The sequence below is a fragment of the Campylobacter sp. JH23 genome (genome assembly GCF_017846595.1).
Taxonomy (GTDB): domain Bacteria; phylum Campylobacterota; class Campylobacteria; order Campylobacterales; family Campylobacteraceae; genus Campylobacter_D; species Campylobacter_D coli.
In genome coordinates this window covers 177,429-200,506 of sequence record NZ_JAEQBP010000002.1, presented here as the reverse complement: position 1 = coordinate 200,506, position 23,078 = coordinate 177,429, and the positions used below count along the sequence as shown (strand labels likewise).

25 protein-coding genes are annotated in these 23,078 nt (G+C 31.8%); 10 read left to right on the top strand and 15 right to left on the bottom strand.

Annotation, left to right across the window (positions count from 1 at the left end; translation table 11 throughout):
• Nucleotides 1-46 precede the first annotated feature (46 nt).
• Both KAR88_RS02675 and KAR88_RS02670 read right to left on the bottom strand, forming a co-directional pair.
• Nucleotides 47-586 (bottom strand): iron transporter, encoded by a 540-nt coding sequence (locus tag KAR88_RS02675; RefSeq protein WP_002778842.1) that lies wholly within the window; start codon nt 584-586, stop codon nt 47-49.
• Entirely contained in the window at nt 583-2,652 is a 2,070-nt protein-coding gene (locus tag KAR88_RS02670; RefSeq protein ID WP_002792522.1) for an FTR1 family protein, read from the bottom strand. Before KAR88_RS02670 ends, KAR88_RS02675 begins: the two co-directional genes overlap by 4 nt.
• Before the next feature lie 177 nt (nt 2,653-2,829).
• On the opposite strand from KAR88_RS02670, the gene KAR88_RS02665 reads away from it, so the two are divergent.
• The 6 genes from KAR88_RS02665 to map all read left to right on the top strand — a co-directional run bounded on the left by KAR88_RS02665 (nt 2,830) and on the right by map (nt 7,438).
• A complete protein-coding gene (locus tag KAR88_RS02665) occupies nt 2,830-3,012 on the top strand; it encodes a putative motility protein (RefSeq protein WP_002778846.1) in 183 nt (60 codons plus the stop codon).
• Nucleotides 3,013-3,137: 125 nt separating this feature from the next.
• Nucleotides 3,138-4,286: a Na+/H+ antiporter NhaA gene (gene nhaA / locus KAR88_RS02660; protein WP_002834860.1), complete on the top strand. Its 1,149-nt coding sequence runs from the start codon at nt 3,138-3,140 to the stop codon at nt 4,284-4,286.
• On the top strand, nt 4,283-5,452 hold the full coding sequence (gene nhaA, locus KAR88_RS02655; RefSeq protein WP_002783063.1) for a Na+/H+ antiporter NhaA: 1,170 nt from the start codon (nt 4,283-4,285) through the stop codon (nt 5,450-5,452). Before nhaA (KAR88_RS02660) ends, nhaA (KAR88_RS02655) begins: the two co-directional genes overlap by 4 nt.
• An 8-nt stretch (nt 5,453-5,460) precedes the next feature.
• Nucleotides 5,461-5,925 (top strand): NlpC/P60 family protein, encoded by a 465-nt coding sequence (locus KAR88_RS02650; protein WP_002778850.1) that lies wholly within the window; start codon nt 5,461-5,463, stop codon nt 5,923-5,925.
• A gap of 1 nt (nt 5,926) precedes the next feature.
• Nucleotides 5,927-6,670 (top strand): glutamate racemase, encoded by a 744-nt coding sequence (gene murI, locus KAR88_RS02645; RefSeq protein ID WP_002778852.1) that lies wholly within the window; start codon nt 5,927-5,929, stop codon nt 6,668-6,670.
• 9 nt (nt 6,671-6,679) lie between these two features.
• The gene (gene map / locus KAR88_RS02640) at nt 6,680-7,438 is read left to right on the top strand and encodes a type I methionyl aminopeptidase (RefSeq protein WP_052782745.1); all 759 of its coding nucleotides are present in this window, start codon (nt 6,680-6,682) and stop codon (nt 7,436-7,438) included.
• Between the two features lie 321 nt (nt 7,439-7,759).
• On the opposite strand, the gene KAR88_RS02635 is transcribed toward map, so the two are convergent.
• From KAR88_RS02635 to dnaG, 13 genes are all read right to left on the bottom strand, one after another.
• Nucleotides 7,760-8,260: a flagellar FLiS export co-chaperone gene (locus KAR88_RS02635; RefSeq protein WP_004284528.1), complete on the bottom strand. Its 501-nt coding sequence runs from the start codon at nt 8,258-8,260 to the stop codon at nt 7,760-7,762.
• Nucleotides 8,261-8,311: 51 nt separating this feature from the next.
• A complete protein-coding gene (locus KAR88_RS02630) occupies nt 8,312-8,914 on the bottom strand; it encodes an ABC-type transport auxiliary lipoprotein family protein (protein ID WP_002783050.1) in 603 nt (200 codons plus the stop codon).
• Nucleotides 8,911-9,807: an MlaD family protein gene (locus KAR88_RS02625; protein ID WP_002781970.1), complete on the bottom strand. Its 897-nt coding sequence runs from the start codon at nt 9,805-9,807 to the stop codon at nt 8,911-8,913. Before KAR88_RS02625 ends, KAR88_RS02630 begins: the two co-directional genes overlap by 4 nt.
• A 2-nt stretch (nt 9,808-9,809) precedes the next feature.
• Entirely contained in the window at nt 9,810-10,532 is a 723-nt protein-coding gene (locus KAR88_RS02620; protein WP_002781968.1) for an ATP-binding cassette domain-containing protein, read from the bottom strand.
• On the bottom strand, nt 10,533-11,648 hold the full coding sequence (locus KAR88_RS02615) for an ABC transporter permease (RefSeq protein WP_002781966.1): 1,116 nt from the start codon (nt 11,646-11,648) through the stop codon (nt 10,533-10,535).
• 1 nt (nt 11,649) lies between these two features.
• On the bottom strand, nt 11,650-13,548 hold the full coding sequence (gene tkt, locus KAR88_RS02610) for a transketolase (RefSeq protein WP_002781963.1): 1,899 nt from the start codon (nt 13,546-13,548) through the stop codon (nt 11,650-11,652).
• Between the two features lie 9 nt (nt 13,549-13,557).
• Nucleotides 13,558-14,397, bottom strand: coding sequence for a polyprenyl synthetase family protein (locus tag KAR88_RS02605; protein ID WP_002822761.1), 840 nt, complete (start codon nt 14,395-14,397; stop codon nt 13,558-13,560).
• Nucleotides 14,394-15,485, bottom strand: a complete 1,092-nt coding sequence (locus KAR88_RS02600) for a PDZ domain-containing protein (protein ID WP_002778863.1) — start codon at nt 15,483-15,485, stop codon at nt 14,394-14,396. The genes KAR88_RS02605 and KAR88_RS02600 overlap by 4 nt, the downstream gene beginning before the upstream one ends.
• Nucleotides 15,482-15,787: a YbaB/EbfC family nucleoid-associated protein gene (locus KAR88_RS02595; RefSeq protein WP_002778864.1), complete on the bottom strand. Its 306-nt coding sequence runs from the start codon at nt 15,785-15,787 to the stop codon at nt 15,482-15,484. The genes KAR88_RS02600 and KAR88_RS02595 overlap by 4 nt, the downstream gene beginning before the upstream one ends.
• 3 nt (nt 15,788-15,790) lie before the next feature.
• Nucleotides 15,791-17,074, bottom strand: a complete 1,284-nt coding sequence (locus KAR88_RS02590; RefSeq protein WP_002834607.1) for a UDP-N-acetylmuramoyl-L-alanyl-D-glutamate--2,6-diaminopimelate ligase — start codon at nt 17,072-17,074, stop codon at nt 15,791-15,793.
• Nucleotides 17,058-17,615 carry a hypothetical protein gene (locus KAR88_RS02585; RefSeq protein ID WP_002781959.1) on the bottom strand — a complete coding sequence of 186 codons (558 nt, stop codon included), beginning with the start codon at nt 17,613-17,615 and terminating at the stop codon, nt 17,058-17,060. Before KAR88_RS02585 ends, KAR88_RS02590 begins: the two co-directional genes overlap by 17 nt.
• A complete protein-coding gene (locus KAR88_RS02580; protein WP_002778869.1) occupies nt 17,602-17,874 on the bottom strand; it encodes a NifU family protein in 273 nt (90 codons plus the stop codon). The genes KAR88_RS02585 and KAR88_RS02580 overlap by 14 nt, the downstream gene beginning before the upstream one ends.
• Nucleotides 17,875-17,968: 94 nt before the next feature.
• A complete protein-coding gene (gene dnaG, locus KAR88_RS02575; protein WP_052788605.1) occupies nt 17,969-19,795 on the bottom strand; it encodes a DNA primase in 1,827 nt (608 codons plus the stop codon).
• Nucleotides 19,796-19,864: 69 nt separating this feature from the next.
• Here dnaG and KAR88_RS02570 point away from each other — a divergent pair, with 69 nt between their 5' ends.
• Genes KAR88_RS02570 through aroC form a run of 4 tightly spaced genes read left to right on the top strand, consistent with a single transcriptional unit; the run spans nt 19,865 to nt 23,027 of the window.
• Nucleotides 19,865-20,848 (top strand): CDC27 family protein, encoded by a 984-nt coding sequence (locus KAR88_RS02570; protein WP_002781957.1) that lies wholly within the window; start codon nt 19,865-19,867, stop codon nt 20,846-20,848.
• Complete coding sequence (gene rnhA / locus KAR88_RS02565; protein WP_002778873.1) at nt 20,835-21,275, top strand: ribonuclease HI; 441 nt, start codon at nt 20,835-20,837, stop codon at nt 21,273-21,275. Before KAR88_RS02570 ends, rnhA begins: the two co-directional genes overlap by 14 nt.
• The gene (gene rnc, locus KAR88_RS02560; RefSeq protein ID WP_002778874.1) at nt 21,262-21,936 is read left to right on the top strand and encodes a ribonuclease III; all 675 of its coding nucleotides are present in this window, start codon (nt 21,262-21,264) and stop codon (nt 21,934-21,936) included. The genes rnhA and rnc overlap by 14 nt, the downstream gene beginning before the upstream one ends.
• Complete coding sequence (aroC, locus tag KAR88_RS02555) at nt 21,936-23,027, top strand: chorismate synthase (protein ID WP_057037092.1); 1,092 nt, start codon at nt 21,936-21,938, stop codon at nt 23,025-23,027. Before rnc ends, aroC begins: the two co-directional genes overlap by 1 nt.
• Nucleotides 23,028-23,078: the final 51 nt, after the last annotated feature.

The following is a 23,078-nucleotide window of genomic DNA, read 5'->3' as shown; positions in this document are numbered from 1 at the left end:
AATAAAAATAAAAATATTTAAACACTCGGAAAATCCGAGTGTAAAATCATTTTGGCGTGCCTGTGTATTTGAATTTATAATCTACTTTAAAAGGTTCAAACCACTTACCCACGCCTGTTTCTTCATCAACATGGCGTCCAAAACCTTGTTTTTCTGGATTTGAGATATAAAAAGTAAGTTCATAATTTCCTACGCCAAAGCCACCTTTTTTATCTTTTTCCATAGCAATATTTGCACCATAGTGAGGACCATCATCAGCCACCATAGGCATCAAAGTTCCGCGTTTAATCGCACCTGTGTCGGTATTTTTAAGTTCATAGGCTATGGTTAAATAAGGCATCCAAAAACCTTCTGGAAAACCATTTGGATTGTTTTTAAGTGCGTGAATATCAGCTTCTAGGTGAATATCAGCTAAAGACGCAGCTAAATCAATACCTCTTGGCTCCATTTCAATAGGTTGTAAATAAACAGCAGCTATTTCCATGCCATTAAGTTCTTTTGGATCGCCAATTGGCACTTCGCCTGCAAATAAATTTGTACTAATAACCGCAGCTGCAGCAACTACTGATAAAACTTTTTTTATCATGATTTTACTCCTTTTTTTGAAATTTGTTTTGTTATTAAAATGCCAATAATTAGCATAATTAAAACTATAAATTGAGGGATTAAAGTCTCATAGTAAGGATAAATTCCAAGCCATAAAATCGGTTCAAAATTCATAGGTATAAGACTAGGAATGATGACTTTTCCTTCTATGAGTTCGGCTATGCCTTTGCCTGTAAAAACAAAAACCATGTAAAAAATAATGTAAGAAGTGATATAGAAAAATTGTTTTACAGGTATGCGAATGGCTCCTGCTTTTAAAAGAAAATATAAAACAATAAGTATTAAAATTCCAAGTCCAAGTCCGCCAAAAACAGCACCAAAATCAGTGCTTGTTTTAGCATCAAAAAGCAAGGCTTGATAAAAAAGCACAGTTTCTGCACCTTCTCTATAAACAGCTAAAAATACGGTAATCCAAAGGGTTTTTGCGCTATTATTTGATATAGCATCTATAGCACCTTGTTTGATAAAGCTTGTCCATTTTTTATTTTGTGCGTTTGAAAGTAGCCAAAAGCCCACATAAAAGAGTAGTAATACGGCTATAAGCATGGTAATACCTTCTATAAGCTCTCTACTTTGACCTGCATTTTCTTTAAATAGCCAAGAAACTCCAAAAGCGGTAATAAAACTTAAAATCACTCCTGTAAAAAGAGCACTATAGGCGATATTTAGACGATTTTTATTACCACTTTGCACAAGATAAGAAACAATGGCTACAACGATAATCAAAGCTTCCAAGCCTTCACGCAAAATAATACCTAAAGCCCATATAAACAGCGAATAAGGAGTAGAATCTTGAATTTTATCCACGCTGCTGGCTATGAGTTGTTCTAAGTCATTAAAAGTAGCTTCAAGCTCTTTTTTATCTGTACTTGCTTTGATAAGAGCTACGCTTTTGGAAAATAAACTTTCTATTTTAAGTTTTAAGCCGCTATCTACAGCACCGATTTTATTTTCCATACCGCTTGCTTCAAAAATATCTAGATAAATTCCTTGTAAATCATCTACTATAGAAGCACTAAAGCCATCATAATTTTTTAAAATTTCATCTAAAGCAAGTTTGATATCATTAGAAACCTTGGTGTAATCTTTACCCTTTGTTTCATCATCAAACCCTTCGATTTTCAAATTTGAAAGCTCCGAATTTGGAATTTGCAAAAAGATATCAAAAAGCTGTTCTTCTATCGAATCTAAATCATTTCTTAGGTTTTTTTCATCAATATTTGCGTTGTTGATTTGGCGTATGAGAGTTCGTATGGCTTGTTGGATTTTTTGATCATTACCTGCTTTGGTGAATTTGTTGATCAAAACTTCAACTTTGGTATTGCGATAATCATTAAATAAAGCATCATTTAAAAAATCTTTACTTGTTTGATAATCTTTATTTTTAAAAGCATTGGCTGCTTGAGAGAATTTAGTAGATATATTATCTAATACAAATTGCAATCTTGCATCCATAGCCGCAGCCGCTTGTAAATCATTATTTATACTATCATTTATAGTTTCGTTTTGGGTACTAGAAGAAGAATTAGTTTTTGCTAAATCATTTTTATCAATACCCATCATTTGGGCAATCAAAGCTTCTGCTTCTGCTTCACGCTTGGCATTGGCTTGTATGCTTGATTTTTCAGCTGCTGCTTTATCGTAATTTGTATCACTTGCTTCTGCTTGTAAGCGATAACCATTTTGCAAAATCGGTGCAACTTCATCTAAATCATAATAAAGACTTTCAATTAAAGCATCAATTTGCTCTATGGGCGCTTTATCTTTATACAAGCGACGCAAATTTGTAAATTTTCTTTCCATGGTGATGGCTTTTTTGCCTATATTTCTTCCAATGGAACCTTCCATATTTTCAAAGTGTTGAAAATAAGCATCTTCGCTAAGTTTTTTAGCCTTTAAATTATCGCCCTTTTCATAGCTTTTTATACTCTCTTCTAATATATTTTTAATAGTATTAGCTTCTGCTACATAATCATCAACTCTAGCAAAAACAGAATTTGCTAGAAAGAGCATAGAGAAAAAAAACAAAATTTTAAAAAATTTCATACATTTCCTTAAAAAATATAAAAAATAATATTTATTATCAATATTGATAGAAGTATAATACAAACCATATTAAACAAAAATAAAAATTATTTTTATCGAATTTAAAGGGTTAAGTGTTTAAAATTTTTTCCGATACTACTTAAGTCTTCATACATAAATTATACTTAGGAGGGTGTTATGATTTCAGACGCAACTATGAGTAATGCTAATTTATTAACAGCGGTAAATACTTCAGTTTTGAAAAAATCAATGGATACAAATGAAGTGTTGATGAATGAGCTTATCAAAGGTATGGAGAGTGCATCGGGGGCTTCTGCTTTGCAAACTTCTAGCTCTAGCGGTTTAGATATTTACGCTTAAGTATCTTTAAATTTAGGGTGTGCTTTACACCCTAAATAAGGATATATCTTGTTAAAATAATCATTTCTTTAATATTTTTTGGTTATAATAATTAACATATTGAATTTTATAATCAAGGGGCGTAAATGCAAGCTGTAAAGAAAATAATTTTAAGTGAAACTTTTCCAGGCATTTTGCTCATATTTTTTACTCTCTTGGCTTTACTTTTTAAAAATTCTTCCTTAAGCGTTATTTATACAGATTTTTTTCATGCTAATTTTACTATAGGATTTGATCATTTTCAGATTGCTAAATCTTTGGATTTATGGATAAATGATGGTTTGATTGCTATTTTTTTCCTTTGTATAGGACTTGAATTAAAATATGAAATTTTACGCGGACAACTTAAAAATATAAGATCGGTTTCTTTACCTATATTTGGAGCTTTGGGAGGTATGATTGTCCCTGCTTTGATTTTTTCTGCTATTAATTATTCTCATGAATTTGCTATGAAAGGATGGGCTATCCCAACAGCTACAGATATAGCATTTGCAGTAGGTATTTTAATGCTTTTAGGAAATAGAATTCCTTCTAGTCTTAAGCTGTTTTTACTTTCTTTAGCTATTTTTGATGACTTAGGGGCTATTATTATCATTGCTTTATTTTATACAGATCAGCTTTCAGCTTTAGCAATTATTATTTGTTTGTTTTGTATATTTGCTCTGCTTTTGTTAAATTATTATCACATCGCCCATCTTTCTTTGTACGTGTTGGTAGGTGTTGTGTTGTGGATAGCTATGCTTAAAAGTGGAGTGCATGCAACTTTAGCGGGTGTAATCATAGCTTTATTTATCCCTCTTGATACTAAAAATAAAAAACCCTATCTTCATGAAGTGCATAAGGATTTAAACCCTTGGGTGGTTTATTTTATTTTGCCTTTATTTGCTTTTGCAAATGCGGGTATTGATTTAAGAGATATGCATCTTGGTTCAGTATTTTCTCCTGTAAGTCTTGGGATTATTTTAGGACTATTTTTAGGAAAACAACTAGGGGTTTTTGGATTTTGTTATTTGGCTATAAAATTAAAGCTTGCAAAATTACCTGAAAATATTAAATATGGAAAATTTTATGGTATATGTATTTTAACAGGCATCGGTTTTACGATGAGCTTGTTTATTGATGGTTTGGCTTATAAAAATAGTGATATTTTTGAATATGCGGATAAACTTGCTATTTTAGTAGCTAGTTTTTTAAGTGCCATTGTTGGTTTTATTTATCTTAAGATTATTAAATGAATAATATAGTACATAAATTAAGAACTTTAGTTTTAAATGAGGCTTTTGGCGGCGTTTTACTTATAGTTTGCACTTTGCTTGCTTTGCTTGTGCAAAACGGGTCTTTTAGCGAACATTATCGAGAATTTCTAAATTTAAAAGTCGGATTTAGTGTAGGTGAATTTGAGCTCAACAAGCCTTTTTTACTTTGGATAAATGATGGGCTTATATCTATATTTTTCTTTGCTATAGGGCTTGAGCTTAAGAAGGAATTTTTGCACGGAGATTTTAAAAATCCTAAAAATATTGTTTTGCCTTTTATGGGGGCATTGGGTGGTATACTTATACCTGCTTTAATATTTGCTATAGTCAATATAGGCGATGCTTACACTTTAAAAGGATGGGCTATTCCAACGGCTACAGATACTGCATTTGCTTTAGCTATTTTGATGATGTGTGGCAAACATATTCCATCAAGTTTAAAAATTTTCTTACTTTCTTTAGCTATTTTTGATGATGTGGGTGCTATTTTAATTATTGCGATTTTTTATACAACCAAGCTTTCTGTGGCTGCTTTCGTAGTTGTGGGTATTGCTATTTTTATGATGTTGATTTTAAATATTTTAGGAATAACAAGAAAGTCTTTTTATTTTATTTGCTCAGTTATTCTTTGGATTAGTGTTTTAAAAAGTGGTGTGCATGCAACTTTAGCTGGAATTATTACAGCATTTTTTATACCGATGCAAACTAAAAATGGAGAAGCATTTTTAGAAGAAATCTATGAAAGTCTAAAATTTTGGCTCGCTTTTGTTATCTTGCCTTTATTTGCTTTTGCTAACGCTGGAGTAAATTTATCCAATATCGATATAGGAGCAATTTTTTCAGGTGTAAGTATAGGTATTTTCTTGGGGCTTTTTGTGGGTAAACAAGTGGGTGTATTTTTGTTTTCTTATTTGGCAATCCGCTTTAAATTTGCAGCCTTGCCCCAAGGTTCAAATTTGAAACAACTTTATGGGGTTTGTATACTTACAGGAATTGGTTTTACAATGAGTTTGTTTATCGATGGCTTGGCGTATGAAGTTAGCGATATTTTTAATTATGCAGATAATCTTGCTATTTTGATTGCTTCATTTTGTTCTGGGATTTGGGGTTTTATTTATCTTAAATTTTTTACCACGCGTCCTTAAGGAAATTTATGAGATTTGTTATTTTCTTTCTTGTTGTGATTGCTTTTTATATAGGTGGATGCAGTTTAGCTCAAAATGCAAGTCATACCCCAACAAATTATAATGTTGATAAAGAAACAAGATTAAGAATGATTGCTAATGAATGGAAAAAAACTCCTTATGTTTTAGGCGGAACAACAAAAAAAGGAGCCGATTGTTCGGGTTTTGCTCAAAGCACCCTAGCTCAGTTTAATACACGCATACCACGCACTACAACAAAGCAACTACGCTCGGGTATAAAAGTTTCTAAATCAAAACTAAAAACAGGAGATCTTGTTTTTTTTAAAACAGGTAGAGGACCAAATGGTATGCATGTGGGAATTTATATGAGTAAGGGTAAATTTATCCATCTTTCTACAAAGGGTGGAGTAAGAGAAGTGGATTTAAATAGTTCTTATTGGAAAAATCGATATATAGGTGCTAGAAGATATTAAGATGAAAATAGGCGTTTTTGATAGTGGTGTAGGTGGACTTAGTGTTTTAAAATCACTTTATGAGGCAAGACTTTTTGACGAAATTATTTATTATGGAGATACTGCCCGCGTTCCTTATGGGGTTAAAGATAAAGATACTATAGTCAAATTTTGTCTTGAGGCTTTGGATTTTTTTTCAAAATTTAATATCGATATGCTTATTATTGCGTGCAATACTGCTAGTGCTTATGCTTTAGATGCCTTAAGATTAAAAGCTGATTTTCCTATTTATGGGGTTATTGATGCGGGTGTTGAGGCTACTAAAAAAGCCTTGTTAGATAAAAATAAAAAAATTTTAGTTATTGCCACAAAGGCAACAATTCAGTCAAAAGAATATCAAAATCGTTTGCAAAAACAAGGTTTTAATAATGTAGACGCTTTAGCTACGGGTCTTTTTGTGCCTATGGTTGAAGAGGGTATTTTTGAAGGAGAGTTGTTGCAAAGTGCTATGCGGTATTATTTTAAAGGGATTGAAACTCCTGATGCTTTGATACTTGCTTGTACTCATTTTCCTTTGCTAGCAAATTCCTTGAGTGTTTATTTTGGTTCAAAGACAAAGCTTATTCATTCAGGAGATGCTATAGTAGAGTTTTTAAAACAAAGGCAAAAACTTTTGTTAAAAGAAGAGAAAGCAAAATTACATTTTTATGCTTCAAGTGATGTCAAGTCTTTAGAAAATACTGCTAAAATTTGGCTAAATTTATAAGGAAATACAATGATAGAATTAAAAAAACCAGCAGAAATAGAAAAATTAAGAGTAGCAAATCAAATCGTCGCTAAGACTTTGGATTTTTTAGAAAACGAGATTAAAGTGGGTATGAGTCTTAAGCAAATCGATAAGATGGCGGAAGATTTTATCTTAAGTCTTGGAGCAAAACCTTCATTTAAAGGGCTTTATGGTTTTCCTGGTGCAATTTGCACTTCTTTAAATCAGGTTTGTATCCATGGAATTCCTGATGAAAAAATCATCAAAGAGGGTGATATTTTAGGACTTGATGTGGGAAGTTTGATTGATGGATATTATGGTGATGCAGCGCGTACTATAGCTATAGGTAAAATTTCATCCACAGATGAGGCTTTGATTTCTTGTGCTAAAGACGCTTTATATCATGCCATAGATATTATTCGTGAGGGTATGCGTTTTAAAGAGCTTTCTGCAGCTTTGGGAGAATTTATAGATTTAAGAGGTTTTGTTCCGCTTCGTGGATATTGTGGCCATGGTATAGGACGCAAACCTCATGGAGAACCTGAAATTTTAAATTATTTAGAAAAAGGCGCAAGCGCAAAAAGTGGTCCAAAAATTAAAAATGGAATGGTTTTTTGTATAGAACCTATGATATGCCAAAAGGATGGAACTCCAAAGCATTTTAATGGAAAATGGGGTGCAGGAAGTGTGGATGAGCTTAATAGTGCTCATTATGAGCATTGTGTGGCTATTATTAATGGGCGCGCAGAAATTTTATCTAGCTTATAAGAGTTTTATTTGTAAAAATTGGGAAATTTTTACAAAAATTTTTCAATAATTTAAGTTACTAAATTATTTTTTTATAAATATTTAAGTAATTTTAAATTAAAATATTATTTTAAAAATGATTATTCCTATAAATTAAACTAAAACATAATGTAATATTTTAGTTTAAAAAGATCTTCAAAGATCTCACAGGCTAGGTTGCTTCCCTCCCCCTTTTTTTCAACCTAGCTTGAAAAAGAGCGGAATATCTCTTTAAGCTAAAATATGAAAACCTCTTAAGATTAATTTTAATGAGTATGTTTAAAGCGATAAGAGTTTTAACTCTTATCTGAAAAGATTTTTAAAGTTTGTTGCAGAGTCAGAAAAATTCATATTATCCATGCTTATTCCCATGGTAATAGCACTTGATAATTCGCATAAAATATCTTTAATTTCATCCCTTTTATCTTGAATATAAGCTAAAACTCCTTCATACCCTGCTTTTTCTAAAACTAAAAGAGGATTTGAAATTTCAAATTCAAAAAGTTTTTGACCTACATATACATTAAAAATATTTCCAAAAAGTGCTGTACCCATAAAAGAGCAGTTTTGGATAAGTTGAGAACTTGTTGCATCTAAGGTTCTTTTTTGTAAATCATCGTTTTGTTCATCAAGTCTTTCTGTGATACTTTTTTCAATTTTTTTAAGCGTTAAATCAAGTATTTGCAGAGCACCGATAAAATCATTTGCATCATTTATTTGTGAGCAAATTTGTGTAGCTTTAAACTCACTTACGCCTTGTATTTCACCCAAGTGCTTTTTAAAAACATCCAATTCATTTTTCATTTTACACCTTTCAAAAAATATTGCTAAAGGTTTAAAAAGCAAAAAGTGTTCCTATTTTTCATCAAGTGTGGCATTGATCCATAAAACTATTTCATTTCCTAGAGAATTTAAAGCTTTTTCAAAGGATTGATAGACATCAAAAATATCTATTTTTTTAACCCTTTCTTTGATTGAAAACAGGCGATGAGCGATGATTTTACTTTCTTTTGCGTCGATGAAATTTATACTAATAGAAATGCTTACATAATTTTCATTTTCATCAACCACTTGTTCAAAAGAATCTATCCTGCTTTCAAGTATATAATCACTTCCCACAGAGCTTCCTTGGGAAAGCAGGGCTTTAAAGATTTGACTTTGTTCAAATTTGGATAGCAGCAAGGATTGATAAAGATTATTGGGTAAATCTGCCCAAAAATGATACGCATAAGCCTTGCTTATACCTTTTTGCACATAAATAATTGATCTTGAATGAAGATATAAAGGCAAGGACGCATTTTGAATTTTAAGAATTTTATCGCTTTTAATAAAATTGGCTTGAAGAGGAAGTTCATCATTTTTAAGTATAAAGCTTTGCGTTTTATCAAGAGTGCTAGTTGGAATTGAACATCCATTAAATATAAGGGCTAAGATAGTAATGTATATGAATTTTTTCATTGTTTTTCTCCTGGTCCTAGTTTGGGTTTAGTTTCTTTAAAAATTAAATCCGATGGACTTTTTTGTAGATTTTGTATCAAGATATTGCTTTCTATAAGCACTTTTTTCAAAAGTTCTAAATTTTCTGCTAAGGAAAGTCGTAAGTCATCGTAAGAATCAAGTTTAACATTGGCTTTTTTTGCAAAAGAGCTAAGCGCTAAAGCTCCTTCTTGGATATCCTTTAAACTTGCATTAAAACCTTTTGCACTTAAGCTTACATTCTCTGCCATTTCTCCAAGTTTTAAGCTAGTGTTTGCGATATTGTGATTTAATGTTTTAGAATCTTTATTTAAAGTGGTGCTTAGTTGTGCTAAATTATCTAAAAGTATTTCTAAATTTTTTATATTTTTATCACTAAAAAGCTCTTTTGATTTATCATCTGCTCTTTTTATCAAAGAAAAGATGTGCTCGCTTTGTCTATCTATAGCAGCAAAAAAACCTTCTTTAAATTGAATCACGGGAAATTCTTCTTTACCTTTTACTTGAAGTTTTGGACTGTTTTTAGAACCTCCTTGAAGTTGTACAAATTTAAGTCCTGTAATGCCTTGAAATTGCAAAGTTGCAAAAGTATCTTCTTTTATAGGGGTTCCTTTTTTGATTTTAATTAAAATATTTACCCCTAAATTTTCTTTATCATAAATACTGATATTTTCCACATTTCCTATCTCTACTCCCAAAAGCCTTACAGGAGCTTTGATTCCAAGGCCTGCAACAGATTCTTGTGTATGAATTTCATAGTATTCAAAACTTTCTTCTTTTGAGTATCCTCCAAGCCAAAGCATGAAACCAATACTAGCAAAAAAAACTCCAAAAACAAAAAGCCCTACAAAAAAATAATTTGCTTTATTTTCCACTTTTACTCCATAAATCTTTTAAACAATCTTTCATTTTGCACCCTTAGCTCCTCATAATTTCCACAAAAGGCAACTTTTTTATCTTCTAAGATGATAAAACGCTCGAGCAGATTTTTCATACTTTCTTTATCGTGTGTTACTAAAACAATATTAAGATCAAAGCTTTGTTTAAGTTCTAGTATCAAATCATCAAATTCACGACTACTATGCGGATCAAGTCCAGAAGTAGGCTCGTCTAAAAAAAGTAATTTACTATCAAGAGCCAAAGCCCTAGCAATAGCAACTCTTTTTTGCATTCCGCCACTTAGCTCGCTTGGAAGCTGTTTTAAAACAGCTTCATTTAAACCGACCATTTTGAGTTTCATCAATACCAGTTCTTTTATAGCAATGGAATCTAAATTCGTATATTCTTTAAGAGGGATAGCTATATTTTCATAAACGCTAAAAAAGCTAAAGAGTGCAGAAAACTGAAATACTACACCCCATTTTTTACGCAGCGCTAAAGCATCTTCCTCGCTAATGTTTTTTAGCTTAAAGCCTAAAATTTCGTATTCTCCCTCATCAAAATGTTCAAGCATTAGCATTTGTTTTAAGAGTACAGACTTGCCATTTCCACTTCCTCCTAAAATCCCAAAAATTTCGTTTTTGTTAATTTCAAAACTGACTCCATCATGGACAACTTTATTTCCAAATCGGGTGATAATATTTTGCGCTTTTATAATCATTTAAACTTCCATTATAGTTAAAACCACAGAAAATAAAGCATCAAATGCTATTACCCAAAATATAGCATTTACAACACTTTTTGTAGTATAAATTCCTATACTTTGAGTGGTATTTTTAACCTCAAATCCCCGAAAACAAGCAATAAGTCCTATTAAAAAACCAAAAATAGGAGCTTTTGCAAGCCCTATGATGATATGTTTCATTTCCACAGCTTCCCTAAAGCGCCTTAAAAATTCTCCAAAGGATATATCAAGATTTATTTTTGCTACTACCATTCCTCCTAATATACTGATCGCATCACTTAGAGCAACGATTAAAGGCATGGCAATAACTAAAGCCATGACCCGCGGAATGATGATGAATTCAAAAGAGCGAAAGCCCATGGTATTCATAGCATTGATCTCATCTGTGATTTTCATGACCCCAATTTGTGCCGTATAAGAGCTTGCACTTCTACCTGCTATGACTATCGCGGCGATTAAAGGAGCAAGTTCTCTAGTGGCTGAAATTCCTACTAAATCTACTATGAAAATATTAGCTCCAAATTGTGCAAGCTGATAAGCAGCTTGATATGCAAGCACAACCCCGACTAAAAGAGCGGTTAAAATAACAATAGGCAAGGCTTTAAAAGCTGAATTTTCAATATGATATAAAAAAGATATAAAGCGGAAATTTTTAGGATTTTTTATACATAAAAAAAGACTGGTAAAAAAAGCACCCGTAAAGTTAATAAATTTTTGCAAAATCTTTAAAAGATCAAAACTTAAAATTCCTAAAGAAATAAAAAAGTCTGTAAAATTGAATTTTTTCTCTTGTTTTTCATTAATTCTTTGATAGTTTTTTTCACAAAGCTCAAAAAGGCTTTTAAAGCGTGTGTTTAATCCTTGTTTTAAAATCAAGATATCGTTTTTTTTCAAATCATGCTCTAGAGCAAGAAAAAATCTCACTCCAGCCATATCGATTTCATTTAATTGACTAAAATCAAAAATACAATTTGTTTGAGAAATTTGGCTCAATAGATCTTTGATTTTAATCTTAGATACACTCGTTTTATCCCAAATTCCAAAAATAAAAACTTTATTTTCTTCTTTTTGAAATTTGAAATTTGCCTCCATTTTACTTATCGAGAATGAAATTTAAAATTTGTGGAACGCTAAAACCAAAATGCTCAAATACATCTTTATCTTTACCACTTTCTCCAAAACTTTCTATGCCATAAACCCTATCGCAGAATTTATAAAGCTCATTAGAATGTGCTGCTTCAACCCCTATAACTTCACCCTGTAAAAGCCTATCTTTATAAGCTTTATCTTGCTTTTCAAAGAGTTCAAAACAAGGCATGGAGATTACATTACAAGCAAAGCCTTGTTTTTCTAATTCATTTGCACTTTCTAAGCAAAGAGAAACCTCACTTCCGCTTGCTAAAAGCGTAAATTTAGCATCTTTACTTTCTTTAAGTAAATACGCCCCGTTTTTTACATCACCAAAAACAGGTTCATTTAAAGCCTTAAGCTTTTGGCGTGAAAGTACAAAAGCACTTGGAATATCTGCATTTAAAGCTATTTGCCAAGCTTTAACATTTTCCACTCCATCAGCTGGTCTAAAGGTTAAGAAATTTGGCATAGCTCTAAAAGTGCTGAGTTGTTCGATAGGTTGATGAGTTGGTCCATCTTCGCCAACGCCTATGCTATCATGTGTGAAAATGAAAAAATGTTTGACTTTCATTAAAGCTGCTATCCTAGCTGCGGGTTTTAAATATTCGCTAAAGATAAAAAATGTTGCTGAAAAAGGTAAGAAAATTCCATATCTTGCAAAGGCATTATTGATCGCAGCCATAGCGTGTTCTCTGATACCAAAATGAATATTTTTTCCTTCCGCAAAATCACCCATTCCATAAAGTTCGGTTTTATTAGATGGAGCTAAGTCCGCACTTCCGCCTAAAAATCCTTCCAAATCTTTAGCTAGAGCATTTAAAATTTCTCCATTACTATCTCTTGTAGCTAAATCCTTGCCTTTAAAATCAGGATAATTTATCTTGCTAAAATCAGGATTTAAAAGTTTTTCTAAGAGTTCTTTTTTTTCTGATTTTTCGAGCTTATCTTTCCATTTAGCTTCTTCTAAATCTCCAAGTTCTACAGCACTTTCGAAGCGAATTTTTGCTGCTTTAGGTATATAAAAATTTAAATTTGGATCAAATCCTGCTTTTTCTTTGGCTTTTTTAATAACCTCTTCACCCAAAGGTGCGCCGTGGCTTTTGTGACTTCCTTCAAGCTCTCCTGCGCCTTTTGCTATGGTTGTTTTTGCGATGATAAGGCAAGGTTTGTTGGCTTCTTTAGCTTGTTTTAGAGCCTTATCAATTGCTTCATAATCGTGTCCATCGATACTTAAAACTTCAAAGCCTTGTGACTCAAAACGCATTTTTACATCTTCATTAAAGGCTAAGCTTACATCTCCTTCGATAGAAATTTCATTGCTATCATAGATGATGATTAAATTATCAAGTTTATGAAGTCCTGCTAAAGAACACGCTTCATAAGAAATTCCCTCTTGTAAATCCCCATCTCCACAAAGACAATAAACCTTGTGATTGATTAATTCTTTTCCTAGTAAGTTTTGAGCTTTTTTAGCTGCCATAGCAAAGCCTACAGCATTAGCTATACCTTGTCCTAATGGGCCTGTAGCAATCTCTACTCCTTGAGTTGAAATTTCAGGATGGCCTGGAGTTTTTGAATGAAGTTGGCGGAAATTTTTAATATCATCTAAACTTAAATCATAACCACTTAAATGCAAAAAGCTATAAAGCAAAGCACTGGCATGTCCGCCTGAAAACACAAGCCTATCGCGGTTTAGCCAAGTTGGGTTTTTAGGATTATGAGAAAGATGATAACTTAAAACCGTTAAAATATCAGCCATTCCCAAGGGTGCACCTGGGTGGCCTGAATTAGCCTTTTGCACCATATCGGCACTTAAAAATCTTAAAGTATTTGCTTGTTCTTGTAATATCGATAGATCCATTTGTAACCTTTATAAATATTTAATCATTAAACTTTTAATCATGTGTGCTAAATTAGCATCAAGATCACCAAGATCATTTTTACACTCATTAATCAAATTTTCCTTACTTTGAATAGCCTTTTCAAGTCCTAATAAATTCACAAAAGAATTTTTATGCTCATCATGTTTGCTTGGCTTTCCACTTTCTTCTTCGCTCATTGTTTCATCGATGATATCATCATTGATTTGAAAAATAAGTCCAAGTTTTAGACCTATTTGATAAATTTTTTCGCTTTCTTTTTCATCGAGTTCGGAAATTTCGCAGCCCATTTTTAAAGCCGCTGCTATAAGTTTTGCGGTTTTATGTGTGTGTAAAAACTCAAGTTCTTCTAAATTTAATTTTTTATCTTCAAAATAACAATCAATAGCCTGACCCAAAATCATACCATTGATTCCTGCATTAAAAGCTAGAGTTCTAATCAGATTAATTTTAATGCTTTCTTTTAAATTTAAATTAGATAGAAGTAAAAAAGCTTCGGTATTTAAAGCATCGCCTACTAAAATAGCTGTAGTTTCATCATAGCTTTTATGCAAAGTAGGCGTTCCGCGTCTTAAATCTGCATTATCCATAGCAGGTAAATCATCGTGTATGAGCGAGTAAGTATGGATAAATTCTAAGGCCAAAGCCGCGTTTAGGGCATTGGGGATAAGATGAGGTGCTTTATTTTGAACAACTCCTAAGAGTAATTGAGCACGAAAGTGTTTTCCACCTGCTTTTAGCATCTTTGCCAAAGCTTCATTAAAAAAAGGATGGAAGCTTTGAACTTTTGGTAGATGATTTTCTAAATGTTTGATAAAGAGTTCTTTCACTTTACAAGCCTTATGAAAAATTGAAATTTTCCATCTCCACCTGAATGAACTCCTCCTAAATCATTGTTTAATCCCAATAAAGGAAGTTTATCACTTTTGCGTTCGATTAAAATATTAAAATCATTTCCTGTACCAAGTAGGGTTTGAAGTTCTTTAAAATCTTTTAGTGTCACATTGTTTGCGCGCAAAATTTTATCCCCTACCATAAATCCTGCTAAAGCAGCTTTAGAGCCTGCGTCTACTTTTGTAACTATAAGACTTGAATTTACACTTAGACCTATATTGCTTCTAAAATTGGTTGGTTTTGGTTTTGGTTTATTGCTTGGGAGATTAAATTTGCTTAAATCTTTGGCAAAAACTTCAGTAGAAATATTTAAATCCACATTATCTCGCAATACTTGAAAATAAAGTGTGCTTCCACGATCTGCAAAGAGAATTTTTTCATTTAGCTTTCTTATATCTTTAACTAGTGTTCCATCTACGCTTATGATTTCATCGTTGATTAGAAATTGCCCACTTTTTCGAACATTATTCACATAAATTTTATTTTCACGCACCGCAAAATCAACCCCTATATCGCCCCAATATACATCGTTATATTTCATAAAATGCTTTAAGTAACGATTTCCTATAAAGGAGCTATTATTAAGAGCAATTCCCATCATTTCGCAGCAAGGAGTGCCTAAAAGCCCCACTTTGGTAGAAAAATCAAGCTGATCTTTTTCATCAATATTTTGCGCAAGATATTTAATGTGACCTATATAAGCTCTATTAGGATCCCAAATTCCTATCCAATCATTGCGTGTAAGTTTTTCTTCATCTCCCATAGGTGTAGGGATTAAGCTAAAATCAGTTCTTACAAGATAAAGATTTAAAAATGGATCATATTTTACATATTTATTGAGTTTGACATTAGGTTGTTTTAAAACCGCAAGTAAATTTTCACTCAAGGCAAAAGCAGGCATTCCTTCATAATTAAGCATACTGGCTTTATTTCTTTCGTAGCCTGCAGCAAAATCTTCAAATTTAGGACGCTCGATTGCACTTAGGGATATTAAAAAGGTTACTAAAAAAAACAAAAATTTCATAATTTCCCAAATCCTCCTAAAACATCACTGGCTAAGCTTGATCGATTTTGTGCTACCATAGCTAAAACATCATTTATAGCAGAAATGAGTAAAATTTGTAAAGATTCTTTATCTTCAAGTAAAGAACCATCAATGCTAACATCGATAATCTCACCCTTGCCATTAGCACTGACTTTCACAAGTCCTGCCCCACTTTTAGCACTAAATTCTCGATTGGCTAACTCTAATTCTATATTTTTTGCTTTTTCTTGAACTTGATTTAAAAGTTCTCCCATCTTAGAAAAATCCATATTTTCAAACATTTATTATCCTTGATTTTTTAAAATTTCATTCACAACCGCTTTGTCGCTAAAGGGGTGTTTTATCCCTTTGATTTCTTGGGTATTTTCATCACCCTTGCCTAAAATAACTACTAAATCGTCTTTTTCTTTAAGTTTTAAAGCTTTATTTATAGCTTCTTTTCTATCTTCTATCATCAAAGCTTTATCAGGGTTTTGAAAGCCTGATAGAATTTCATTCATGATATCTTTAGGTTCTTCGCTACGCGGGTTATCACTTGTGATAATGGCTATTTTTGCAAAATGCTCAACGATTTTTCCCATTAAAGGTCGTTTGGTTTTATCTCTATCTCCACCTGCTCCAAAAACTACTATGAGTTTTTTATTTTTGAGTGTATCAAGTACTTTTTCAATGCCATCAGGAGTGTGAGCAAAATCCACGATTACGCCATTAGCTACTTGCTCAACCCTACCACAAACCCCGCCAAAGCCACTGATAGCTTTTTCTAAGTCTTTTAAATTCGGCTTTACAAGTTCATTAACACAAGCACTAGCGGCTAGAAGATTATAAAGATTGAAAAGTCCTAGTAGGGGCGAGTCAATATGAAAACTTTGATCTTTTAATGCTACAATAGCACTGATACCATCTTCTAAAGAATAAGCTTTAACTTGATACAAAGAAGGATTTTCTATGCCATAAGTAAAAGCATTGCGCACATTAAATTTAATCATTAAAGTATCTTTGTTGATAAATTTTAAACTCTCATCGGTAAAAAAGAGCTCTTTTGCTGCTTTATAGTTTTCAAAATTGCCATGAAAATCCAAATGATCTTGAGTAATGTTAGTAAAAATTTTGGCTGCAAATTTCAAGCCTTCGATGCGATTTTGCACCAAAGCATGCGAGCTAACTTCCATAATAAAAAAATCACATTTTTTTTGTGTGGCAAGTTGTAAGTATTCTAAAGTTTTTAAAATAGGCGAAGTGGTTAAAGACTTTTCATCAATTTGCTCATCGTTGATAAAAGCTCCACGAGTGCCACAAAGTCCACATTTAAAACCTAAGTCAAGTAAAATCGAATAAATAGCCGCTGCGGTGGTGGTTTTGCCATTGGTTCCTGTAATTCCTATGATTTTGATATTTTCATCGATTTTTAAAAGTTTTTTGCATTCTTCTACATCAATGATTTTTACACCTTTTTCTAAGGCATCACTAGCAAAATTCATATTTTGTGCAGTTTTTAAAAAATAGCAATCTTTTTCGCATTCTAAGGTATTGTCGGTAATAAAAGACTGATCAAGCTTTAATTTCACTTTTAAATCCTATAAGTTTTTCTTGGAGTTTTATAAAGCGTTCGTTTGCCCAAAAGTGCGGCATAACGCTTTCTATATAGTTTAAAGTCATATCTTTATAGCCATTATCAAGTAATTTTTCTAAAAAATCTAAAAAATCATCACGGTTATCAATGACTAATTTTGTGCTATGTATAATATTTTCAAAACTCTTTTTAAAGCCGATTTGCTCTTCACTTTTTAGAAAATCTTTGTAGTTTAAAGTATGAGCTTCTTGAATTTCATTTTCTGTTTCATCGGTATTTTTTTCATTTTTAAGCTCTATAGTGCTTAAAATTTCTTCTAAATCTTTATCGATATTTTTAATTTGATAATGTTCTAAATAAAATTCAAAAAGTAATAACGCTTCTTTTGGAGATTTTAAAGCTAGATCACAAAGAGTGATAAAATGAAACAAGCGTTTGTTTTTGCGTTTTTCATAAGCTAAAGAAAAATATATTTTTGCTGTTTTAAAGTCTTTGCGTAAAAAATGCTCGATTCCAAGTTTTTTATAGTTTTGCAAAATCTTCAGCTCCACCGTTTAGATTAACTATAGTAATTTCTGGATGTATATCGATTTTAAGTTGTCTTTCAAGTCCGTATTTTAATGTCGTTCCACTTGAAGCGCATCCTTTGCAAGCCCCAATTAAATGAACATAAACCACACCATTTTTAATCCCTAAAAATTCAAGACCGCCTCCATCGCGTTCTAACATAGGCATACTTTTATCTAAACTTGCTTTTACAGGATTTATAAGCTCTTCATCGCTAAAAGGCATCATAATATATCCTTAATAAATTTTTCTATACTTTAGCGTGATTGTGTTTAAAAAAAGGTAAATCGGATAGTTTTTTCGTTATTTTTCTAAATGAAGCTTAAAAGGGTTCTTCATTGTAATCATTTTCAGAATTATTTTTTAAAATTTTAATATCCAAATTTTTAGCAGAAAAAAATCTATGCAAATTTTTAAATAAAGCTTCTAGTTTCTCTTCATCTTTTTCATTTTTCAGTAAAAACAAATTCTCTTTTAAAAATTCTACAAGTTCATGATCGTTTAAATTTTTACTAAGAAGGACAAAATTTTTTTCTATAAGGGTAAAAATTTGTTTTTTTAAAGCAAGATAAGAATTTGTGATATTAATATGATTTAAAAAGGCTAAATTAACCTTACAAATTCCCCATAAAAACTCAATTTGACTTAAATCTTTACTAAAATTTTTACTCTCAAATTCTCTTATATCACTATCTTCATAGCTTTTGTGTTCTAAAATTTTTTCTAATAATACTTTATGTTTAAAACATCTAATATCGCTAATTTTTATAAAAAGCTCGTGCATGTTAGGATTGTTTTTTAAATAATTTAAGAGTTCAAGCTCGGTGATGTGGGATTTAGGATTATGATTTTGCGTTTGTTGGAAAGAGGTGTTAAAATTGATAGTTTTACTTGGTTTTCGATTTGAAGTAAGAACGATGAGTTTTTCATCTACTCCTAAAAGTTTTGAAACCAAACCTACATAAGAACTAGCTACTAAGGGTTCAAGGCTAAAGGTGTATTTTTGTATATTTTCAAGAGCTTTTTGTTTATCTAGGGCGGAATTTAAAGAAAAGCTTGAAAGTATGCGTCTAATGTAAAACTCCCCTAAATCCATCCCTTTTTCAAGTAGGGTGTGAAGTTTCGCACTTTGATTATTAGCAACAAGTTCGGCAGGATCTTTTCCGCCTTCTAAAAGGGCTACTTTACCATCTATTTTATGAGTACTAAGTAAAAAGGCTGAACGAGTGGCCGCATTTAATCCCGCTTCATCATTATCAAAACATAAAATCACTTTAGCTTCATAACGGCGGATTAAAGGCAGATGATTTTCAGTTAATGCTGTTCCAAGCACTGCTACAGCATTGTTAAAACCTGCTTTATGAAAAGCTATAGCATCCATATAGCCTTCACATACTATCATTTCTTTTTTTTTGGCTATATTTTCTTTAGCTATATTAAAAGCATAAAAAATTCTACTTTTATCAAATAATATATTTTGAGGAGAATTCACATATTTTGCTGCAACATTAGGATTTAAAGTGCGTCCCCCAAAACCTACCAATAAGTCTTTATGATCATAAATTGGAAAAGTGATACGCCATATAAAACTTGCATAAAATTCATTATTTTTATCCTTTTTTAAAGCACCCACACTCATAGCATCTTCTAAAAGGATTTTTTCGTTATGAAACAATCTTATGCTGTCTTCGCTTGAGCCTGCAAAACCTAATTCAAATTTGGCTATATCTTGATCATTTAGCGTTCTTTTATACAGATAATCCAAAGCTTCTTTATGGTGTTTGAGATTGGATTTAAAATAAGCATTTAAGCTAGGCAGTATAGTTCTTAATTCTTTTTTATTTTCATTTTTTTCTTTGGTGTAACTTAGAGTAAAATTACAAAGATTTGCAATTTTTTCAACCGCATCAGTAAAGCTTAATTTTTCGTAATCCATTACAAATTTAAAAGCATCTCCGCCTGCTTTACACGCAAAACAATGATAAAATCCTTTTGCGGGATTTATATGCATAGAAGGATTTTTATCCGCGTGAAAAGGACACACGCAAACAAAGCTTGAACCTTGTTTTTTTACTTCTATATAATTTTCAATAATATCAACAATATTAAGTCTTTGGGATAAATTTTCTATACTTTCTTTAGTTATCATTTTAAAACCTTAAATAAAATTATACAAAGATTTAGCTATAATTTGGCATAAAATTTTTAGAGCAGGATGATGGATTTTTTCTTCGTAGAATACAGAGATCCCTTAGTGGGACTTATAATTTTAACTGTTTTAATCTTCGTTGTAGCTGTGGCAAATTATATTTGGAAAGTATTTGCGAGCAAAGATGAAGAACAAAAGCTTGAAAAATTTATTAAGAAATTTGAGATGGATAATATCCACAAAGATTTGTTAAGAAATGAGGGTTTGAGTTTTGGAAATTTGAGTTTTTTGGCCGAAATTTTTACCAAAAGTGGTGAATTTGAAAAAGCCACGCAAATTTATCTTATCGCCCTTGAAAAAAGTAAGGATAAGCAAGAGCGTGAATTTATCTTTTTTGCATTGGCAAAAGTATATTTTAAAGCAGGGTTTTTAGAGCGCGCAAAGGAAGTTTTATTGCAAGCTTTAAAAATTCGACCCAGAAATATACAAACCCTAAAGCTTTTAAAAATTGTTTATCTTAAATTAAGAAAATATAAGGAAAATTTAGAGCTTTTGGGTTGTTTGTTTGAGCTTGGAGAAAATGTAAAAGAAGAAAAAGAATTTTTAAAAGCTTTGGATTTTCTTGCTTCTAGTTTAAGTGATGAAGAAAAAAAAGAGCATATTTTAAAACTACAAATAGACAATAATCCTATGCTAGGACGCTTTGTTTTTGAAAAATATCATATTTTTTTAAATCAAGATTTTTCAAGTATTTGTGATTTGCTTTATAAAGAAAATAAAGCTTTTAATCTACAAAATAAAGAATATTTTGAATTTTTTTATGCCTTGGGTTTGATAGAGGATGAAGAGTCTAAAGATGTAAATTTTAAAAATTCTAATTTTAAAATGCTAAAAATTTTAAAAGAAAATTCCTTTAAAGCAAGGCTTGAATTTTCATATCGTTGCACAGAATGCAAAAGCGTAATGCCTTTGTTTTTTTATCATTGCCCTGTTTGTTATGAATTTAATACTTGTCAAATTATTTATGAAGTGAAAAATAATGAGACATATTGAAATTTATACTGATGGTTCTTGCCTTAAAAATCCAGGTTTTGGAGGATGGGCTTATATCTTACGCTATAATCAACATCAAAAAGAAGGTTTTGGAGCAGAAGCTAATACTACAAACAATAGAATGGAATTAAAAGCGATTATCGAAGCTTTAAAAGCCTTAAAAGAACCTTGTGAAATTTCACTTTTTACAGACTCTAATTTGATGGTTCAAAGTATTAATGAATGGCTAGAAGCTTGGATAAAAAAAGATTTCAAGGGTAAAAAAAATGTAGATTTATGGAAAGAATATATCGATGTGGCAAAACCCCATAAGATAAAAGCTTATTGGATAAAAGCACATAATGGGCATTTAGAAAATGAAAGGTGTGATACTTTAGCACGCGAAGCTGCTTTAAAAATTGCAAGGGAAAATGATGAAAAATATTGAATTATTAGAACAAAAATTAGCCTATAAGTTCAAAGATAAAGATCTTTTAATCCATGCTCTAACTCATAAAAGTTTTAAAAAACCTTACAATAATGAGCGTTTGGAATTCTTAGGCGATGCGGTGCTTGATTTAGTTGTGGGTGAATATCTTTTTCATAAATTTGCTAAAGACGCTGAGGGGGATTTGTCAAAATTAAGAGCGGCTTTGGTCAATGAAAAATCTTTTGCAAAGATCGCAAATAGTTTAAATTTGGGCGATTTTATTTTTATGAGCGCGGCTGAAGAAAACAATGGAGGTAAAGAAAAGCCTTCTATACTTTCTGATGCCTTAGAAGCGATTATGGGGGCTATACATTTAGAAGCGGGATTTGATTTTGCAAGAAATATCGCTTTAAAGCTTATAGAAAAAAACTTCCCACAAATTGATGCAAAAAATCTCATTAAAGATTATAAAACAAAACTGCAAGAAATTACACAAGCAAAATTAGGACAAACCCCACAATACGAAACCGTGCGTGCTTTTGGACCTGATCATTTAAAACAATTTGAAATCGCTTTATTCCTTAATGGACAAGAGCTTGCAAGAGCCATTGCGGGAAATAAAAAAGAAGCACAGCAAATGGCAGCAAAAATTACACTTGAAAAATTAGGAGCTTTATAGTGAATACTTTTGGTACAAGATTAAAATTTACAAGTTTTGGAGAATCCCACGGAGTGGCAGTGGGTTGCGTGATTGATGGAATGCCTGCAGGGGTTAAATTTGATGAAGAGTTTTTACAAAGCGAACTTGATAAACGCAAGGGTGGGAGCAAATTTGCAACTCCAAGAAAAGAAAGCGATAGGGCGCAGGTTTTAAGCGGGGTATTTGAAGGTTATACCACGGGTCATCCTATTGCTATGGTTGTGTTTAACGAAAACACACATTCTAAGGATTATGATAATTTAAAAGATTTATTTCGTCCTGCCCATGCTGATTTTACTTATTTTCATAAATACGGCATAAGAGATCATAGAGGAGGCGGAAGAGCTAGTGCTAGAGAAAGTGTTGCTAGAGTGGCTGCGGGTGCTGTTGCAGCTATGCTTTTGCGTGAATTTGGTATTTGTGTTCGAAGTGGGGTTTTTGGAGTAGGAAATTTTATTTCAAATTTAAAAGAGGAAGAATTGGATTTTGAATTTGCAAAACAAAGTGAGATTTTTTGCTTAGATCCTAATTTAGAAGATGAATTTAAAAAAGAAATTTTAAGCGCTAGAAACTCAAAAGATAGTGTGGGTGCTTCTGTTTATACTAGAGCTAAGGGAATGCTTGTAGGACTTGGAGAAGTGCTTTATGATAAATTAGATTCTAAATTAGCTCATGCCTTAATGGGGATTAATGCTGTAAAAGCTGTTGAGATAGGCGAGGGGATTAATGCGAGTAAAATGCGAGGCTCGCAAAATAATGATGCTTTAAAAGGGGGTGAGTTTTTAAGTAATCACAGCGGAGGGATTTTAGGAGGTATTTCAAATGGACAAGATCTTATTTTAAAGACTTATTTTAAACCTACTCCTTCTATTTTTTTAAAGCAAAGCAGTATGGATAAATTTGGAAATGATTTAGAATTTGAACTCAAAGGCAGACATGATCCTTGTGTAGGTGTTAGAGGTAGTGTAGTAGTGAGTGCTATGGTGCGTTTGGTTTTGGCTGATTGTTTATTGCTTCATGCAAGTGCTAATTTAAACAATTTAAAAAATGCTTATGGGATAAAAAAATGATAAAGCCCATTTTTGGGCTTTAATTTGCAATATTTTGAAAAGATTTAACTT

What these genes read in the sequence shown, in the direction of transcription:
- KAR88_RS02675 (WP_002778842.1), bottom strand. Translation starts at nt 586, where the DNA reads ATGATAAAAAAAGTTTTATCAGTAGTTGCTGCAGCTGCGGTTATTAGT.
- KAR88_RS02670 (WP_002792522.1), bottom strand. Translation starts at nt 2,652, where the DNA reads ATGAAATTTTTTAAAATTTTGTTTTTTTTCTCTATGCTCTTTCTAGCA.
- KAR88_RS02665 (WP_002778846.1), top strand. Translation starts at nt 2,830, where the DNA reads ATGATTTCAGACGCAACTATGAGTAATGCTAATTTATTAACAGCGGTA.
- nhaA (WP_002834860.1), top strand. Translation starts at nt 3,138, where the DNA reads ATGCAAGCTGTAAAGAAAATAATTTTAAGTGAAACTTTTCCAGGCATT.
- nhaA (WP_002783063.1), top strand. Translation starts at nt 4,283, where the DNA reads ATGAATAATATAGTACATAAATTAAGAACTTTAGTTTTAAATGAGGCT.
- KAR88_RS02650 (WP_002778850.1), top strand. Translation starts at nt 5,461, where the DNA reads ATGAGATTTGTTATTTTCTTTCTTGTTGTGATTGCTTTTTATATAGGT.
- murI (WP_002778852.1), top strand. Translation starts at nt 5,927, where the DNA reads ATGAAAATAGGCGTTTTTGATAGTGGTGTAGGTGGACTTAGTGTTTTA.
- map (WP_052782745.1), top strand. Translation starts at nt 6,680, where the DNA reads ATGATAGAATTAAAAAAACCAGCAGAAATAGAAAAATTAAGAGTAGCA.
- KAR88_RS02635 (WP_004284528.1), bottom strand. Translation starts at nt 8,260, where the DNA reads ATGAAAAATGAATTGGATGTTTTTAAAAAGCACTTGGGTGAAATACAA.
- KAR88_RS02630 (WP_002783050.1), bottom strand. Translation starts at nt 8,914, where the DNA reads ATGAAAAAATTCATATACATTACTATCTTAGCCCTTATATTTAATGGA.
- KAR88_RS02620 (WP_002781968.1), bottom strand. Translation starts at nt 10,532, where the DNA reads ATGATTATAAAAGCGCAAAATATTATCACCCGATTTGGAAATAAAGTT.
- KAR88_RS02615 (WP_002781966.1), bottom strand. Translation starts at nt 11,648, where the DNA reads ATGGAGGCAAATTTCAAATTTCAAAAAGAAGAAAATAAAGTTTTTATT.
- tkt (WP_002781963.1), bottom strand. Translation starts at nt 13,548, where the DNA reads ATGGATCTATCGATATTACAAGAACAAGCAAATACTTTAAGATTTTTA.
- KAR88_RS02600 (WP_002778863.1), bottom strand. Translation starts at nt 15,485, where the DNA reads ATGAAATTTTTGTTTTTTTTAGTAACCTTTTTAATATCCCTAAGTGCA.
- KAR88_RS02595 (WP_002778864.1), bottom strand. Translation starts at nt 15,787, where the DNA reads ATGTTTGAAAATATGGATTTTTCTAAGATGGGAGAACTTTTAAATCAA.
- KAR88_RS02580 (WP_002778869.1), bottom strand. Translation starts at nt 17,874, where the DNA reads ATGATGCCTTTTAGCGATGAAGAGCTTATAAATCCTGTAAAAGCAAGT.
- dnaG (WP_052788605.1), bottom strand. Translation starts at nt 19,795, where the DNA reads ATGATAACTAAAGAAAGTATAGAAAATTTATCCCAAAGACTTAATATT.
- KAR88_RS02570 (WP_002781957.1), top strand. Translation starts at nt 19,865, where the DNA reads ATGGATTTTTTCTTCGTAGAATACAGAGATCCCTTAGTGGGACTTATA.
- rnhA (WP_002778873.1), top strand. Translation starts at nt 20,835, where the DNA reads ATGAGACATATTGAAATTTATACTGATGGTTCTTGCCTTAAAAATCCA.
- rnc (WP_002778874.1), top strand. Translation starts at nt 21,262, where the DNA reads ATGAAAAATATTGAATTATTAGAACAAAAATTAGCCTATAAGTTCAAA.